This window comes from Neobacillus bataviensis, from assembly GCF_019969725.1.
Window position 1 is genome coordinate 123,511 of sequence record NZ_JAHXYW010000009.1, and the last position, 15,518, is coordinate 139,028.

The 15,518-nt window shown below is 34.5% G+C and carries 19 protein-coding genes and 2 pseudogenes; 15 read left to right on the top strand and 6 right to left on the bottom strand.

Annotation, left to right across the window (positions count from 1 at the left end; all coding sequences use genetic code 11):
* Positions 1–86: 86 nt before the first annotated feature.
* Positions 87–1,886: a glycoside hydrolase family 2 protein gene (locus LC455_RS21100; protein ID WP_223593700.1), complete on the top strand. Its 1,800-nt coding sequence runs from the start codon at positions 87–89 to the stop codon at positions 1,884–1,886.
* A 608-nt stretch (positions 1,887–2,494) separates the two neighbouring features.
* On the opposite strand, the gene LC455_RS21105 is transcribed toward LC455_RS21100, so the two are convergent.
* Positions 2,495–2,995: a hypothetical protein gene (locus tag LC455_RS21105; RefSeq protein WP_223593702.1), complete on the bottom strand. Its 501-nt coding sequence runs from the start codon at positions 2,993–2,995 to the stop codon at positions 2,495–2,497.
* Positions 2,996–3,266: 271 nt separating this feature from the next.
* On the opposite strand from LC455_RS21105, the gene LC455_RS21110 reads away from it, so the two are divergent.
* From LC455_RS21110 to LC455_RS21120, 3 genes are all read left to right on the top strand, one after another.
* Complete coding sequence (locus LC455_RS21110; protein ID WP_223593704.1) at positions 3,267–3,695, top strand: hypothetical protein; 429 nt, start codon at positions 3,267–3,269, stop codon at positions 3,693–3,695.
* A 52-nt stretch (positions 3,696–3,747) separates the two neighbouring features.
* Complete coding sequence (locus LC455_RS21115) at positions 3,748–4,047, top strand: hypothetical protein (protein ID WP_223593706.1); 300 nt, start codon at positions 3,748–3,750, stop codon at positions 4,045–4,047.
* 827 nt (positions 4,048–4,874) lie between these two features.
* Positions 4,875–5,315, top strand: a complete 441-nt coding sequence (locus LC455_RS21120; protein WP_223593708.1) for a hypothetical protein — start codon at positions 4,875–4,877, stop codon at positions 5,313–5,315.
* Between the two features lie 466 nt (positions 5,316–5,781).
* On the opposite strand, the gene LC455_RS21125 is transcribed toward LC455_RS21120, so the two are convergent.
* The gene (locus LC455_RS21125; RefSeq protein WP_223593709.1) at positions 5,782–6,216 is read right to left on the bottom strand and encodes a S1 domain-containing RNA-binding protein; all 435 of its coding nucleotides are present in this window, start codon (positions 6,214–6,216) and stop codon (positions 5,782–5,784) included.
* A 482-nt stretch (positions 6,217–6,698) separates the two neighbouring features.
* On the opposite strand from LC455_RS21125, the gene LC455_RS21130 reads away from it, so the two are divergent.
* The 5 genes and pseudogenes from LC455_RS21130 (at position 6,699) to LC455_RS21150 (ending at position 9,529) form a co-directional block, all read left to right on the top strand.
* Positions 6,699–6,872: a hypothetical protein gene (locus LC455_RS21130; protein WP_223593711.1), complete on the top strand. Its 174-nt coding sequence runs from the start codon at positions 6,699–6,701 to the stop codon at positions 6,870–6,872.
* Positions 6,873–7,237: 365 nt separating this feature from the next.
* Positions 7,238–7,762: pseudogene (locus LC455_RS21135) on the top strand (acyl-ACP desaturase); the annotation flags it as partial.
* Between the two features lie 29 nt (positions 7,763–7,791).
* A complete protein-coding gene (locus tag LC455_RS21140) occupies positions 7,792–8,046 on the top strand; it encodes a hypothetical protein (protein WP_223593713.1) in 255 nt (84 codons plus the stop codon).
* Positions 8,047–8,260: 214 nt separating this feature from the next.
* Entirely contained in the window at positions 8,261–8,755 is a 495-nt protein-coding gene (locus tag LC455_RS21145; RefSeq protein ID WP_223593715.1) for a DinB family protein, read from the top strand.
* Between the two features lie 225 nt (positions 8,756–8,980).
* A complete protein-coding gene (locus tag LC455_RS21150; protein WP_223593717.1) occupies positions 8,981–9,529 on the top strand; it encodes a GNAT family N-acetyltransferase in 549 nt (182 codons plus the stop codon).
* A gap of 151 nt (positions 9,530–9,680) precedes the next feature.
* Here LC455_RS21150 and LC455_RS21155 read toward each other — a convergent pair whose 3' ends face one another.
* Both LC455_RS21155 and LC455_RS31950 read right to left on the bottom strand, forming a co-directional pair.
* A complete protein-coding gene (locus LC455_RS21155; RefSeq protein ID WP_223593719.1) occupies positions 9,681–10,103 on the bottom strand; it encodes an EVE domain-containing protein in 423 nt (140 codons plus the stop codon).
* 50 nt (positions 10,104–10,153) lie between these two features.
* Positions 10,154–10,285 (bottom strand): hypothetical protein, encoded by a 132-nt coding sequence (locus LC455_RS31950; RefSeq protein ID WP_369075764.1) that lies wholly within the window; start codon positions 10,283–10,285, stop codon positions 10,154–10,156.
* A 344-nt stretch (positions 10,286–10,629) separates the two neighbouring features.
* Between LC455_RS31950 and LC455_RS21160 the strand changes: the two genes are divergently transcribed.
* Both LC455_RS21160 and LC455_RS21165 read left to right on the top strand, forming a co-directional pair.
* The gene (locus tag LC455_RS21160; protein ID WP_223593720.1) at positions 10,630–11,118 is read left to right on the top strand and encodes a YsnF/AvaK domain-containing protein; all 489 of its coding nucleotides are present in this window, start codon (positions 10,630–10,632) and stop codon (positions 11,116–11,118) included.
* 69 nt (positions 11,119–11,187) lie between these two features.
* Complete coding sequence (locus tag LC455_RS21165) at positions 11,188–11,610, top strand: YsnF/AvaK domain-containing protein (RefSeq protein WP_223593722.1); 423 nt, start codon at positions 11,188–11,190, stop codon at positions 11,608–11,610.
* Positions 11,611–11,869: 259 nt separating this feature from the next.
* On the opposite strand, the pseudogene LC455_RS21170 reads toward LC455_RS21165, so the two are convergent.
* Positions 11,870–12,136: pseudogene (locus LC455_RS21170) on the bottom strand (tyrosine-type recombinase/integrase); the annotation flags it as partial.
* A gap of 119 nt (positions 12,137–12,255) precedes the next feature.
* Between LC455_RS21170 and LC455_RS21175 the strand changes: the two are divergent.
* Positions 12,256–12,714 (top strand): DUF523 domain-containing protein, encoded by a 459-nt coding sequence (locus LC455_RS21175; protein ID WP_223593724.1) that lies wholly within the window; start codon positions 12,256–12,258, stop codon positions 12,712–12,714.
* Between the two features lie 227 nt (positions 12,715–12,941).
* Here the strand turns inward: LC455_RS21175 and LC455_RS21180 are convergent, their stop codons facing one another.
* Positions 12,942–13,352, bottom strand: coding sequence for a hypothetical protein (locus LC455_RS21180; protein WP_223593728.1), 411 nt, complete (start codon positions 13,350–13,352; stop codon positions 12,942–12,944).
* A 155-nt stretch (positions 13,353–13,507) separates the two neighbouring features.
* Between LC455_RS21180 and LC455_RS21185 the strand changes: the two genes are divergently transcribed.
* The 3 genes from LC455_RS21185 (at position 13,508) to LC455_RS21195 (ending at position 15,493) form a co-directional block, all read left to right on the top strand.
* Entirely contained in the window at positions 13,508–14,206 is a 699-nt protein-coding gene (locus tag LC455_RS21185; RefSeq protein ID WP_223593729.1) for a class I SAM-dependent methyltransferase, read from the top strand.
* Between the two features lie 317 nt (positions 14,207–14,523).
* On the top strand, positions 14,524–14,919 hold the full coding sequence (locus LC455_RS21190; protein ID WP_223593730.1) for a VOC family protein: 396 nt from the start codon (positions 14,524–14,526) through the stop codon (positions 14,917–14,919).
* 241 nt (positions 14,920–15,160) lie between these two features.
* A complete protein-coding gene (locus LC455_RS21195) occupies positions 15,161–15,493 on the top strand; it encodes a hypothetical protein (RefSeq protein ID WP_223593731.1) in 333 nt (110 codons plus the stop codon).
* Positions 15,494–15,518 lie beyond the last annotated feature (25 nt).

The window sequence follows — 15,518 nt, forward strand, 5'->3', positions numbered from 1 at the left end:
TCTTTTGAAACAGGCAAGAGAATAGGAGTGTCTTTAATGTTTAACATTCATTACTTCCATTACTTTAATCATAAGGAGCAAATTACATGGTATATCGCGAAGAATATCCAAGACCGCAGTTCGTACGAAAAGAGTGGCTAAATTTAAATGGTATTTGGCAGTTTGGATTTGATGACCATAATATTGGATTGAAAGAAAAATGGTTTAACAAGGAACATGCTTTTGAACATTCCATACATGTTCCTTTCGCATATCAATCAAAGCTTAGTGGAATAAATGACCCTTCATTTCACGATTGGGTTTGGTATCGCCGTGAATTCCAGATCCCTAAGGATTGGAACGACAAATATGTCATACTCCATTTCGGAGCAGTAGACTATCGCTCGTGGGTATATGTAAATGAACAACTGGTGGGATTTCATGAGGGAGGACATGTTTCTTTTAGCTTTGATATAACAAACTATCTCAATGGAGGCATTGAAACACTTGTTGTAAGAGTTGAAGACCCTTCTACCGATGAAACCATACCTAGAGGGAAACAATTTTGGATTGAAAAATCCGATAAGATTTGGTATACCCGAACAACTGGAATTTGGCAAACTGTATGGTTAGAAGCGATTAGTCCAACACATCTTTCAAAATTAAGATTTACTCCTGAGGTAGATAAAGGTGATATTACTATAGACTTAGAGATTTCTGGAGAATATGTAGGGAAAGAAGTAGAAATAGAAATTAACTTTAAGGATGAGATCGTTTGTAAAGATCGTCTAGATATTATTGATAAATTTAATAAACGTTCTATTAACCTAACGAATCGAAAAATTTTTAGGACGGGATTTCATCATGATGGGTGGAACTGGACACCTGAACATCCTAATTTATTTGATGTTATCATCACTTTAAAGAATGGAAATGAGATTATAGATAAGATTGAGTCCTATTTTGGTATGCGTAAAATCCATACAGAAAATGGGATGGTGTACCTCAATAACAAACCCTATTATCAGAAGTTAGTTTTAGATCAAGGTTATTGGCCAGAAGGATTATTAACTGCACCATCAGATGGTGATTTGAAAAAAGATATCGAGCTAGCAATAAGTATGGGATTTAACGGCTGTCGAAAGCATCAGAAAGTAGAAGACCCAAGATTTCTTTATTGGGCAGATCGAATTGGTTTCCTTGTTTGGGGGGAATGTGCAGCAAATGTATTTTACAGTGAAGATGCAGTCTCCAGATTAACAAAAGAGTGGATAGAAATCATTGAAAGAGACTATAACCACCCGTGTATTGTTTCATGGGTTCCCTTAAATGAAAGTTGGGGAATTCCACAGGTTAGGGATAATAAACAACAACAGCATCACTCTTTAGCTATGTATCATCTTATCCATTCATTAGATACTACTCGTCTGGTTATATCCAATGATGGATGGGAGCTCACAAAATCAGACATTTGTGCAATTCATAATTATAAACATGGTAATAAAGACGAATCGTACCAATATGAAGCGTTTAAAGAGGACCTGTTAACGAAAGAGAACATTCTTTCATCTAAACCTGCTAAACGTAATATCTATTCGAACAGTTTTAAGCATGACGGGGAACCAATCCTTTTGACGGAGTTTGGTGGAATTGGATTTAAAGTTGGTGGGGTAAATGGATGGGGATACACGTCTGTAGAGAATGAAGAAGAATTTATCAATGATTACAACCGTATTATGGAAGCCGTATACAGCTCTAGAATTCTTCATGGTTTCTGTTATACACAGTTGACGGATGTAGAACAGGAAATTAATGGGCTACTAACTTATGATAGGACACCTAAATGTGATTTGGACAAAATTAAGCAAATCAACTGTGGTTGGCATTTAGAAACGATTAAAGAATAACAATTACGGAAGTTGTTAAGGTGAAAATCATCTCTGTATTTCGGTGCTGTAACACTGAACTATCAATTCAACAAACTATTTAATTTATGGGTTGAGATGATATCTCAGCCCATTTTACTACTATCTTTGCCCGTGTTGTGGAGAAATAAATAGGATTTAAGGAGATTTTAAAATTCAAAACGTCTACAAGCCTGGTAAAAATGGAGTCGAAACTGGTGGAGAAACTCAGCTGCTGAAATCGAGCGAATTGATCAGAAGGTGAAAGAATTGGTAAAGAGTGATATTGTTCGGGAAAAGGTTGTTAAATAAAAAAATAGTGCCAGTCTATAAATAGACTGGCACTATTTCCGCTGGATCTGTAGTGACAAAGAATGTACCAACTATTATATCAGTGGCCCGGGATTTTCTAGAATTCAAATTGAGTGTAATATATTCATATTTTTAGATTAACAATAAATTTATTATGTGAACTAATTTTAATAAAGTGAAGTTTGTTTAATTTTGCAAATCCAATTACTTCACCAGTAATTTTACTTAGGGAACATTTGTTTTGTTTAGATTTAAATATGATAAACTATAAATCCAGTATGAGCGGGTCATAGGGCACCCTAGAGGTTGCCCTTATTGTTTTCCTCGAATCTTTTTTTTGACTTCAGTAAGGCAGCGTAGTTTGCCGCCTTTTCAGGTGAAGCAGTGAGTGATTTCTCATAACCCTTTTGGAAGCTGCTTTTGTACGCCCTCACAAACCTTTGCCCAAGGATCCGCTCGGCCGCCTGTACCGCATTCATTTCCGGATGGGCATGAAGGTAGGCGTTGAATTTCTCCTCAGAGGGAAAAAAGAGCGACACCTGGCGGAGGAGTCCTATTTTCATGAGGGGGCGAGCGATCTCCTTCTTGTTTTCCAAACTCAGCTGAGAAGGTGGTACCTGCTGCCAAGCACGGGAAATCCTAAAATTGTGCCGGTCTTCAAGCCCCGAACGGATTCCTTCATAAAAGCCTTCTTTCTTCCCCATTTCGACGGGATCCGGAGGTGGCTGGCCGTCAGTGTGAAGGGCGCCGGTGAAAATGAAGCCAGCAAACAAGAAAAAGGCCATAAGTATCCGTATCACAGCTTTTTCCTCCTTTCTGTTTTTTTCGTTTCTATAGTGTAACCAATCATTTTCTTCATATGTAGTAAATAAGATGGAAATCTATATAGGAAGCTTAACTTTTTTTCAAAAATGAGGAAGTTAGTTTCAAAAACAAATTATGAAAAATTGCTCTTGTTACATTAGGCCGAGTATTTTATTGTTAACAAATGAAGACTAAAAATCAAAAGATTTAATAAATTGCAGCAAGATAAGATTTTAAAGCGATTGTTGATAGGAAGGGTAAAGATACATGCTTTATATATGGGATATTGAGAAAATCATTATAAATACTTTACAAGAGCTAAAACTAAAATTTAATGTTGAATTCAGCGATAAACTCACTGCACCGATGAGTTATAACTTATCGACAAATACGATTAAGTTTAACTACATCCAAATTAACGGCTATAACGCTAAAATTAACTTTAAAGTTAGGGAAACAGATGAAAACTTTGTGAAAATTATTCTTTACCATCAGCTGGGTTATTACTTAGAATTCAGGAAAAATCCACGAGTTTTAAAGACTCTCTATTATGGAAAAGAAGAGGAAAAGAAACAGCTTTTGGAAGAAGTTGAAGAGAATGCTTGGGAACATGGAAGAACATTCGTACCAATACATCTGTTAAAAGCCTATGATCAATTACGTGAATTGGATAAACTTCTGTTAAAGATGCAATAGATGATTCTATTATAAAATGGATAGTAAAAATACTTAAGAAAGTGGTTGAACCATGCTCGTTCCAGGATATATAACTCAAGAAGAAGAAGCAACGCTCCCTTTTTTCAACAGCCATGATGAGGCTCTTATATGGTTTAAGAATAAATACAGTAATAACTTCATATTTACTGGTTCTGAAATGATCGATGAACTGAAATGTCATTTTTATTATTTAATTATTAATCGGGAAATATATGAAGCCGGTCAGAATGAATTTTTGACAAAAGGTATTATCACCGATGTCATAACATACATGGGCAGTTATCAAGAGGTTCAAATCTTTGATGATGGAAGTATTCATATCGCACATTAAATTAAAGCTCCTGCTTAAAAGAGTAAAGGTAAAACCCGAAAATTAATATGTGTAGAAATAAAAATAAATATGTTCAATAGCTAAAATAATTATTTTTATTAAATCTAGTTGTACATAATTTGAATGAATTTGTTCATGATATTAGTATGGGTACGTAACGGTTGAGCCCAGATCTATATATGCTCTTTTGGGGTGTATATAGGTCGGCCAAAGATTATATACAGGTCATCTAATCATGGTTTGTGTATAGTCGGAGGGAAGATTCTATATGGTGGAGAAAGGTTTTATTGTAGTCGTACCTCTAGAAGGTATTATTACAATAGGGTCCCAATTTATCATGTAGGGTCGAGCGAAGATCGTATCGAGTGCCGCAGACTAAGTTGAGTACATGACTCAATAAAGTTAACGTTCATATATAGCCGAGAGGTTATATATGGGTGTACAGGTATTTTGTACGGTCGAACGAACCATTATTATGGGTGGTAAACTGTTTATTTATGGTCGAAAGATTATAAATAGGTAATCAGCTATTCATAATAGTGCAAGGTAGATCGTTACGTGCTCGAACCTTCCAATCTAAATACATATAAAGAAGATATGTAACAATTAAGTCACCTTCAAAGGTGATTTTTTATTTATGTAACATAATACACGTTTTGTTACATTGGAAGAATTTAAGATTTGTTGCTTATTAAGCTAACGAAGCAGTTTAGCACAATAAGGATTAGCCGAAAATCATGTGGAAAATTCAGAATTCCCCCAAATTACAGTAGTAGATTTGCAGTGTATAATAAACTGTAATTAACAATCGAAGGGATAAAATCAACATGAAAAAAAGTTTTTATTATTTATTATTATTAACCCTAATTGCTACGCTGATTTCCTGTCTGTATAATTGGCTGAATGAATCAAAGCAAAGTGAGATTATATTTCATGTACTTCAAACGAGTGTGCTCATTTTAAATGGAATATTATGTTTAAGTTTTAATGATAAGAAAGCAAACATTGGGGCAGTAGCAAGCTTTGCAGTTGCGATTTTTACTGTATACGTAGGTTACACAAATATTTTTAAAAGTATTAACCACCAGAAATATCTGGATGACCTTATAATACGAACGGGTGCGTTAGTGGAAGATCAGAAGTTGCCTGTGAGGCAGCTTTTTTATCGCACTAAAGGAATTCAATTGTTTCTTATTGGACATGAAACGGTAACAATAAAGTGTCAATATACCAATAGAACGGAGGTGGTATATTGTTTATTAAGTTAAAAATCTATTGGCATAAAATCAGGGGAATGTACATTAAGGCTTTGTATGATAGCTGTCTTGACCATAAGATAAGGCAAAAGTTACTTAAAAAGATGATATACCACCAAGAACGGTTAAAACGACTATCCAGCTAACGGAGTCCAGATTGTAGGAAATAAAGCAGTCATAAATGGCTGCTTTTCTAAAGAATAACAAAAAAAGCTATAAGTTCTTCGGGTGCTTTAGTAAAAGATCAGGGCTGTAATTGAGGGAAGTTTTTTCAAAAAATTGGCTATCTTTCAGGTTAAATGGAGATAAGTAGTAACCCCTCTTTGAGGAATTTTCGTTTTTAAGAAAAGTTCTGTTAAACTTTGATGTTGTTTTGATAATGACCTAAGGCGATAAAAGATACATTAAAGAAGGCAAGCCAGTTTATTATAGAGGCTCACCTTTATTTATATTATGAAGTTTTAAAAATCGCAGTAGGTTATCCGCGTCTCCCGCCTCTACCGCCCTGCTTTGCTCCAGTGTTACGTTTGAGAGTAGACAAATTCTCTTCACTAGTCTTTAAAAAACGAGCCATTTTATCTTCGAAATTTTCCTTGGGTTTGAAATTGCCTTTTGAACGACTATCAACTCTTCCCTGTCGTGGAGGACGTTGTGAAAAAGAAGAGGTTTGTCCTTCGGGTCTATCAATAGCTTTTTTGATGGACAAGGCAATTTTTCCATCTTTCTCACTAATCACCTTTACTTCAATCAGGTCGCCTACTTTGAGATGGTCATTAACGTCTTTTACATAGCTATCTGCAACCTCACTGATATGCACAAGACCTGTTGAGCCTCCTGGTAATTCTACGAAAGCTCCGAAATTAGTGATACCTGTGACTTTACCTTGTACCTTGCTTCCTACTTCAACTGACATAAAAATTATTTTCCCCCTCAATATTGTTAAAAACACTTTATTATAACAAATTATTGAGTGAAATAATATCAACTGGAGTTATTTTCCTACCACCATTTCGCATTCCTCCTTATCTAACCCATTTTTCCAGTTAATGAACCAGCTACCAATTTAGCGGCTTTTCTTATTGGACTAACGGGGCAGGTTAGTTGAAGTATCTGTTTTTTCTTATAGGCTGCCGAGTATAAAACCTACAGGAAAACTGGTAATGATTGAATTACGGATAGGGAAAGTACAACGTCATTATTAAAGAAATAAGGACGGCAAGGGCGGAACAGATACTTCCGCTTTTTTCTCTGCCAATGCTGTAACCACAGGTAAATAGCTTTTGTCTTGATTGCCTCTAACCTGTTAAAATTAAAACATACACCACTTGGAAACACAGAATGGAAACCCGTTGGATAGCCGAGGGAGAAATATGAAGGTGATTGGGGTGATGAACTTTGAAGAAGCGGTCAAGGTTGCGTAGACGGATTCGGGAATGGCTAAACAAGAGGAAACAAAAGAAAGAAGAGAATCCGCTACCGAGTTTTGCAAACAGTTGGACGAATCGCCATCAGGAAGAATTGGAAATGCCAAAAGAATTTTATAAAAACGAAAAACCAACCGAGGAATAATGACGGCTGCGATGCTTCCATAACGAAGGATCGCTTTTTTCTTATTCAAGTAACGAATTTAGTTCACCAAATAAGAGTAGATAAAGTATTATCTAGAATACATAGTGTGTTCAATACGTTAATGGTTCCATGTTTAAGCAATACATAATGAATCCTAAAAAAATTTAAGTATTTTGAAAATGTTATCAATGAAATGATAATATTGTGATGGAACATGTATATGACCAAGAATAATGTTGCAATTGGTAGAGAATAGTATTGGTTCCTGTGTTCTCTTGTGGTTGCGTCCTGTTACAAGAAGCTACATATGAACAATAAAACAAATCCGTTTACATTCAAGTTTAATGATTTAAAGTTAGAAAGCAAAAAACTTACGGAGTAAAGCTAATGTTGTAGTGGAAAACGGTTCGTCTCCTGACTTCACTAACCCTCTAGCAACCATGGCCTATACTTCCTTGCAAGAGTTAGCCACACTAGTTTTTTATAATAATGTAGCTAAAATAGCGAGTCCGCACGACAAAGATTTAGCAACATTACTTCGACGATTAGCGAAAGACGAAGCACTTCATTACGCATTCTATCGTGACACAGTGAAAGCACATCTTGAACTTGATCCGAATTTCGTTGTTTATTTTGAAAATGTAATTATTAATTTCTCTATGCCAGGCGCAGTTATGCCAGACTTTAACGATAGAATGAAAACCATTGCAATAGATGCGAATTATGGCCCACTACAATACTTTGACCAAGTATTAGATGTAATTGTGACTTATTGGGATATTGCTAACTTACAACCTACTACTGAAAATGCCAAACTATCACAAGCGAATATATTGAAATATCATGGGCGGTTAAAAAGAATTAGAGATCGCGATCTAGCAAAAAAATAAAAGGTAGATGTAATGAAAGGATTCCTTTTATGAAAACAACGTGCGAATTATGTACAAAAGAAACAAAAGATAAAGTCAGTTATTTAGAGCTTGAAACGTGGGAATTTGATTTTTTAAACAAAGAGAAAAAAGATTTTTACTCTATTTGTTTCGAGTGTTTTGACGAACATACCAATAATTTTATTGACAAAGAAATGAATCTTGAATTGAGAAAAAAACGTGCTCTTTCGGTCAGTAGAGAGATCCGAGAAGAAATAGTGGCTATTCTTGAAATCAAAAGTTAATTCTAGTTGCAAATTACAAAACTTAGAAAAAATATGAAATTCGGGAGAAAATTGAAGTTCCAGCTGCCATATTTGGTGGCTTTTTTCTATTCAACTAAAGTGGCAGGTTAGTTTAATAAAAACAGGACATTCAATTTACTATTTAGAATATAATATGATGACGTTGTATAAATATTCAGAAAAAAATAGTATATAAAAATTAGGAGTGTTGGTTATGGTTCATGCAAAAGATGTTTTATCGGATCAGTTGTTGGCAAATGCTAATGACCCTAGTTGGTACATACCATTTTCGGATTCAGTAGAAAGATTGTCTGAGGAACAAGCATTTTGGAAGCCAAACGAAGAAAGTAATAGTATTGCTGAAATTGTGCAGCATCTACTATATTGGAATCAAACATGGCAAACAAGGTACCAAAAATCTCACGTTGATGCTGTACTTTCCATAGGAAATAATAATAACAGCTTTATTATTCCTGAAAATCATACTTTTGCTGACTTAAAAGAACAACTATTAGAGGTGCTTTTACGTTGGCAAGAGTTATTATCTGAAGAAAAAGTTGAGAGTGATGTTAATGGTTTTCCTGGACACGTGAAATGGTGGGCAATAATCGGAAATGTGTCAACTCATAACGCATATCACATTGGTCAGATCATTTATATCCGGAAGTTGCAAAATAGCTGGAAAATAGATGCAGGAGAAGACGAATAAATAAAAGTTGCACTAACACCTACTTGAACTAAAGGGTGCAAGAGTTGAAGATCTAGGCTGTCATTAATTAGGAAAAAACCACCTATAAAAAACTTCCCTTATTAAAGTAACGGGGTGCTTTCGTTGAACAAGGGTTGCTGCGTCACCCTTCTTATTTATTAAGGCATAGGTCAGGTTAATTGAACGAGTTGAAAAGTGATAATCCAATTCTGGGAGGCTATTTTGATGGGGTTGGCAAGCATAGAACTAAAAACAGAGAGTATTTATTTACGAGAATTTCAAGTAAGTGATTGGCAAGAAGTACATAAATATGCATCACAAGAAAGAGTATGTCGGTACCAGCCTTGGGGACCGAATTCGTTGAATGAATCTCAATCATTTGTTAACCAAGTTTTAGTTGATTCAGCAAAAGAACCAAGAGCAAGATATGCATTAGCTATTATTAATAATAAAGAAGATAGATTAATTGGAGCTGGAGAATTAAACATTAGGGATACTCATAATAAAAAAGGGGAGATAGGTTATATAGTTAATCCAGACTATTGGGGAAAGGGGATTGCAACAGATGTTGCAACACTTTTAATCGGTTTTGGATTTCACCAATTAAATCTTCATCGTATTTATGCAACCTGTGATCCAAGAAATATAGGTTCAATTAGAGTTTTGGAAAAAGCAAGGATGAAAAAAGAAGGAAGAATTCGTGAAGATTTGCTAATGAAAGATGGATGGCGTGATTCTTTATTATTTAGTGTTTTAGAGAATGAATGGGTTTAATTTCTTCTTCAAGTAACGGGTGCAAAAGTGAAAGAAAATGATCGCTGCGGGGGTCTTTTTTTCTTGTTGTACTATCGGAGGTTTGTGGAATAAGGTATGTGGTATTTTTAAACTAAAAAAGTAAGGAGATTAGAATAGTCTAATCCCCTTTTTAATTAATCATTCTTTCTGCAATTAGTTTAAAATCTTTTTCACTTATTTCCAAATGGCCAAATCGAAAAGAATAACCCCAATATTTTGCCCACTTAATAAAAGAGAGTTGAGGAATTAATGGTTGGATGGGCGTTTCGTTGCAAGAAATAAAATCTATATTTCTTCGGAAAGGAAAGAAGTTATTTCCTGCATCAAACTGAAAGACAACATCATCCATAACCCTTCCAATATCAGTAAATCTCTGGCACGGAGCACTTTCTTTAAATTTAACTTTGGGAGAATAATAAATAATCCAATCACCATTACTCATCTTTTTTAAAGGTTCTTGTTTGCCATGACAAAGTTGTGCAAATCCACCCTGAACTGCATTCATTACATGGTCTCGTGAAGCAACGCCAATCCAATACCTATTCAATTGCACTAGAATCAGCATCCACAGCTATCAGAAATGTTATCATTTTGAGTCAAATCCTAAACAGGAAAGTTCATCTCTTTCCATGCCGCAATACCTCCGGTCAGTTCTTTCACTTTATAGCCACGTTCTAATAAAAATGAGGCTACTTTGACAGCCGTGTTACACCAAACATCCCAACAGTAAACAATTCAATAAAAATTTAAAATATCAAAGAAACTGTAGAATAAATTTGTGAAGAAATGTACTTAAACAAACGGGTGCAACAGTTGAAGATCCAGCTGCCATTTGGCGGCGGCTTATTCTTGTTGAACTAATCTGGAAGGTTAATTCAATAAGAGGAATAAAAATACGATTCTACTTAATATCGTATTTGACTCAAAATTTTTTTAAACTAAAAGTCCTTTTAATAAATGCTCAATTTATAATTTTATATATCCAAATAAATTTTTAAACATATTTTTTAAAGAATAAATATCCCTCAAGGGTACATTATAAAAAAGGTTAGTTAAATTAACTTGTGAGGGGGATTTTTATGGGTGACTTTTTAGGTTTATTTGGTGATGACAAATCGAGAAATCAAGAAAATGATTCTGAATCAAAAATCCAAGATAATCAAACAAGCGGTACATTACAACTTCATAAAGAAGAGTTAGATATTACAAAAAATAATGTCGATGCTGGAGAAGTGGTCCTATCTAAAGAGGTGGTTGAAGAACAAAAAACCGTGGATGTTCCTGTAATGCATGAGGAAGTTGTTATTAAGAGAACACCAATTAATAATGAGCGAAGTGATGAAACCATCAGCTCTGAGGAGACTATTCATATTCCTGTTACCCAAGAACAAGTTGAGGTAAACAAGTACACGGTAACTACTGAGGAGATTTCCACCTCTAAACGTCAAGTTCAGGAAACTCAGCAGGTTCAAGAAACTCTTAAACACGAAGAGGCACATGTTAATACAACTGGAAGTGTAGATATTATTACCGATGGTTCAGGCTTTGAAGATATAAATAATAAGTAAAAACAAAAACACCTTTTCATAACTTAATGATAAGGTGTTTTCACTATTTTTTTCGGGAGGGCATTAAAGTTGCCTAATAAGCAGAATTCAACACATGATCATCACGAGGAAATAAGGCTTGAATTACATAAGGAAGAATTTCAGGTAAGTAAAAAAATTATTGAAACAGCAAAAGTTAATGTATATAAGAAGACTTATACCGTAGAAAAGCAAATTTTGGTTCCAGTAACCCATGAAGAATTAATTATTGAGAAAAAGATATTAAATCCCGAAAGTACCACGGATACAAAAGTTGAAACGATACGTATTCCTTTAAGTGAAGAGCGTATTGAGGTAACGAAACACCCAATAATCCTTGAGGATGTCGAAATTTGGAAGAAAAAAATAGAAGAACATATACAAATTAATGAAACTTTAAAGGAAGAGAAACTTCACATTGATACTGTTGGAGATATAAGGGTAATGCTTGATAATCAAACACCAACTATATAGGATACTATAAAAATGTACATAAGAAATACACTCTAGCGTTGAAGTTTAGCCTTAAAATTTTAAGTAAAATATAATCCCTCTTAATTTATTTATCCTTTTATTAAGTACTTGCTTATTATCCCGCAAGTTTTTTAAATGGATTAACAAACAAGACGAAGAAAGCTTTTTGTTGTAGGATAGAAAGTGCTTATTGAACTAACGGGTGCGAGAATTAAAGAAAAGCAATACTTTTTTAATGCATTGCTTTTATGAGTTCAATTTAAAAATACTTGCAATAAAGCTCTCGCCTTAAACTCCCACTTAACTGTGCATATATCCTTGTTGTCTCACTTTTCTCATGACCTAGTAAGCTCTGGATAACTTCAAGAGGTGCACCATTATTCAGCATATGAGTGGCATAACTGTACCTTAGCTGGTGCGGATGAATCGATTTATTGATCCGTGCCCGATTCGAAATTCGTTTGATGATATATCTCATCTGGGCAATACTCATTCGATGAGGATACCGTTCTGTAACAAAAATGGCTGCATCGCCATAGTTAAAGAGGGGACCCTTCGGCGATCCCCTTTCTTATTCAACAAACTGGCAGGAGTTGAACAAGAAAATATTTGGTAAAATTGGACTTAGCAGAAGGGGGTTAGTAAATGATATTGGTGAGTTCCTGCTTAGCAGGGTTAGATGTGAGATATAATGGGACAAATTGTTTAAATGATAAAATAAATAAATTGGTAGAAGAAAATAAAGCTATTACAATATGTCCTGAATTACTTGGTGGTTTTTCAACGCCTAGAGAACCAGCTGAGATAATTGGTGGAAACGGAGAAGATGTTCTGGATGGAAACGCTAAAGTAGTTGATAAATCAGGTAAAGATGTTACCCAACTTTACATAAAAGGAGCATATTCTACACTAGAACAAGCTATAGAATTAAATGCGACTTTGGTGGTTCTAAAGGAAAATAGCCCATCTTGCGGCAGTTCAACAATATATAACGGTGAATTTTCCGGAAAAAAAATTATGGGGATGGGAGTCACTTCTGCTTTACTAAAAAGAAATGGATTAAAAGTAATTTCAGAAGAACAATTTGCAGATACCTTCTTTTAGTTCTCAACTAATAATGGCGTTTTAATATTGTTAGTTCTATGTAGATTGTGAAATACTGTACTTAAACAAACGGGTGCGTTAATTTAAGTTGATGATCGCTGCGGCGGTCATTTTTTTCTTTGTTGAACTAACTTGGGCAGGTTACTTAAAGAAGGAAATGGCTCATAGAGGGTGGTTGGAATATAAAAAAACAACTCCCGTACATCCAAGGAGTTGTCATCATAATTTTAATTTGAACTTGCTGAAATAGGTCTTTGCTTTTCAACATCAAAAACAGCAGTTTTCATTTTTTTACCATCCTGGGAGACTGTTATATATACATATACTTGCCTTTTAGGGTGATAGCCTTCCCCGCCAGTTCTTGATTTACCATACTTATCAGCTTTTGATAGTACCTTATTAATGTCTTTAAAAGAAACCTTTTCTCGAATGTTCAGTTTTGCATTTTCGAATTCAACATACTGTTTTTTATCAAGAGATTCATAAAATGAATCTACATCAATGAATTCCATTCCTGAGTTATCAGGATACTTACTCCAAGGCTTCTCACTAGTTTTAAATTGTGCAAGCCCTTGTAAATTCAATGCAAATAATGAAATTAATACCGTTATAAGAGTAATGGAAGCTATCTTGCTCACTACTAATATCTCCTTTCACAATTACCTTGTTAATAAAAGGAATATTTATGTATTAAAAGAAAATATTTTATCTTCTTGTTAAGCTAACGGGGCAGGATAGTTTAAGTGGAATAAAGAATAATATTTAATTAAATCCTCAAACTTGGAGGCAATCTATGGGTATTAAAGTTGAAGACTTATACGATTTGATATATAACTGGAAGAATTACCAAAAGGAAGCAGACGAAATTATGGATATGATTAAATCAAAAAAACATGATGCAAAAACAGTCCTTGATGTTGCATGCGGGACGGAAAGGCATATGGAATATTTAAATAATTATTATACGGTTGACGGCATAGACATTAGTGAACGGTTTATTGAAATCGCAAAAGAACGAAACCCAGATTCAAATCTTTGGTGCAAGGATATGACAACCTTCGAAATAGAACAACAATATGATGTCGTGATGTGTCTTTTTAGTGCGATTGCTTATGTCAAAACATACAAAGATTTGGTACAAACATTAAAGCAAATGAAAAAACATACAAAACCTAAAGGTCTTATAATAGTTGAACCTTGGTTCGCACCAGAAACATTTTATGACGGCAATATTTCGGTTACTACTAGCGAAAATGATGAAATGAAAGTAAGCCGTATGTACTTATCGGAGAAAAAAGGGAATGTTTCTATCCTTCATTTTGAATATTTGGTAGGTACAAAAAAAAGAATTATGCATTTATCTGAAATGCATGAACTGGGATTGTTCACGGAAAATGAAATGCTTTCTGCATTTAAAGAAGCGGGACTTGATACGGAATATGATCCCCAAGGTATAACTGGAAGAGGTATGTATATTTCAAAGTGTATTTAACGGAAATGGTTAGAACATTAATAAGATACTGAAATTGAACTCAAATAACCATTAATAAATTTAGAGGGTATATTTATTGAAACATTTAGCCCTATTGCAAAAGACCAAAATAAATATATTAAGATTGTGAAGTTTTATACTTAAAGTAACACGTGCGATTGTTCAATATGAGCAGTCGCTTTTTTACTAACGAGGCAGTTTAGCGGAAGAAGGATAATTGTCAAAGTCGTAGAAATAAGTAAATATCTTAATATGAAAAAAAGGACAACTCTTTTAGTGCCTTTTTTTAGTAGCTTAAATTATTAGGGGGAATGATTTTGTCCAAAGGGTTGCTGCATCACATCGAGTTGTACGTATCTGATTTGGAAAGATCGGTTGAATTTTGGGGCTGGTTACTTCAAGAATTGGGATATAGTTCTTTTCAAAAATGGGAAGGCGGACAAAGCTGGAAATTAGGTGATACTTATATTGTATTTGTACAGACAGAGGAACGCTTTCTTGATATTCCATACCATCGCTGCCGAGTGGGGCTGAATCATCTAGCATTTTTCGCTTTTTCACGACATCACGTTGATGAAATAACAAAATCACTACAAGCTAGAGGGGTAAATATCCTTTATAAGAATAAACATCCTTTCGCAGGAGGGCATAATCATTACGCAGTTTATTTTGAAGACCCTGACAGAATTAAAGTAGAACTTGTTGCCCCTTAACGGCATTCCGAAAGAAAGACTCAATTATTCGACTAACAGTAGCAGTTTAATTCAATAAAGATCGAAAGCAACATTTATAAATGCTTGAATGGAGGAAGGAGAATGTCTGATTTTTTAAGTGATTTATTTTCGTCCCTTGCAGGTACAATAAGTTCTTCTGGTACATTGAACACAAAAAAATTGATAATAATATAAAATTTTTACTTCAATACGAATTTAAAGCGAAAAATGGTGCCATTTTATGACTGATAAATTGATTGGGCTGTTTATTTCAATGACAAGTAGAGTTGGTATATATATAATAAACAAATTTAACCGTTTTAAAAGAAGACGGCAATACGGTTGGACATTGTATGCCTCGGTGGACGAAATTTATGAAGGAGAACAAAAGGAATACCCTTTTGTTTGGATTGAAGAAATTGATGAGAGGTACTTTGACAGTCTATTTGAGGAAGAGGACGATGATGAAGATTTTTATAGTAGGATTGGAAACCAGCGTGTTAGTAACATTAAATCAGAAGATTGTTTAAATCAAATGAGTGAGATTTGTTTTTTTATGCAGCCCCTGATGTGATACTTGAGGAACACCGAAGTTCCTT

Bases quoted from the DNA above. Each gene is read 5' to 3' on its own strand.
- LC455_RS21100 (WP_223593700.1), top strand. From the start codon at position 87: ATGGTATATCGCGAAGAATATCCAAGACCGCAGTTCGTACGAAAAGAG.
- LC455_RS21110 (WP_223593704.1), top strand. From the start codon at position 3,267: ATGCTTTATATATGGGATATTGAGAAAATCATTATAAATACTTTACAA.
- LC455_RS21115 (WP_223593706.1), top strand. From the start codon at position 3,748: ATGCTCGTTCCAGGATATATAACTCAAGAAGAAGAAGCAACGCTCCCT.
- LC455_RS21120 (WP_223593708.1), top strand. From the start codon at position 4,875: ATGAAAAAAAGTTTTTATTATTTATTATTATTAACCCTAATTGCTACG.
- LC455_RS21125 (WP_223593709.1), bottom strand. From the start codon at position 6,216: ATGTCAGTTGAAGTAGGAAGCAAGGTACAAGGTAAAGTCACAGGTATC.
- LC455_RS21140 (WP_223593713.1), top strand. From the start codon at position 7,792: ATGAAAACAACGTGCGAATTATGTACAAAAGAAACAAAAGATAAAGTC.
- LC455_RS21145 (WP_223593715.1), top strand. From the start codon at position 8,261: ATGGTTCATGCAAAAGATGTTTTATCGGATCAGTTGTTGGCAAATGCT.
- LC455_RS21150 (WP_223593717.1), top strand. From the start codon at position 8,981: ATGGGGTTGGCAAGCATAGAACTAAAAACAGAGAGTATTTATTTACGA.
- LC455_RS21160 (WP_223593720.1), top strand. From the start codon at position 10,630: ATGGGTGACTTTTTAGGTTTATTTGGTGATGACAAATCGAGAAATCAA.
- LC455_RS21175 (WP_223593724.1), top strand. From the start codon at position 12,256: ATGATATTGGTGAGTTCCTGCTTAGCAGGGTTAGATGTGAGATATAAT.
- LC455_RS21185 (WP_223593729.1), top strand. From the start codon at position 13,508: ATGGGTATTAAAGTTGAAGACTTATACGATTTGATATATAACTGGAAG.
- LC455_RS21195 (WP_223593731.1), top strand. From the start codon at position 15,161: ATGACTGATAAATTGATTGGGCTGTTTATTTCAATGACAAGTAGAGTT.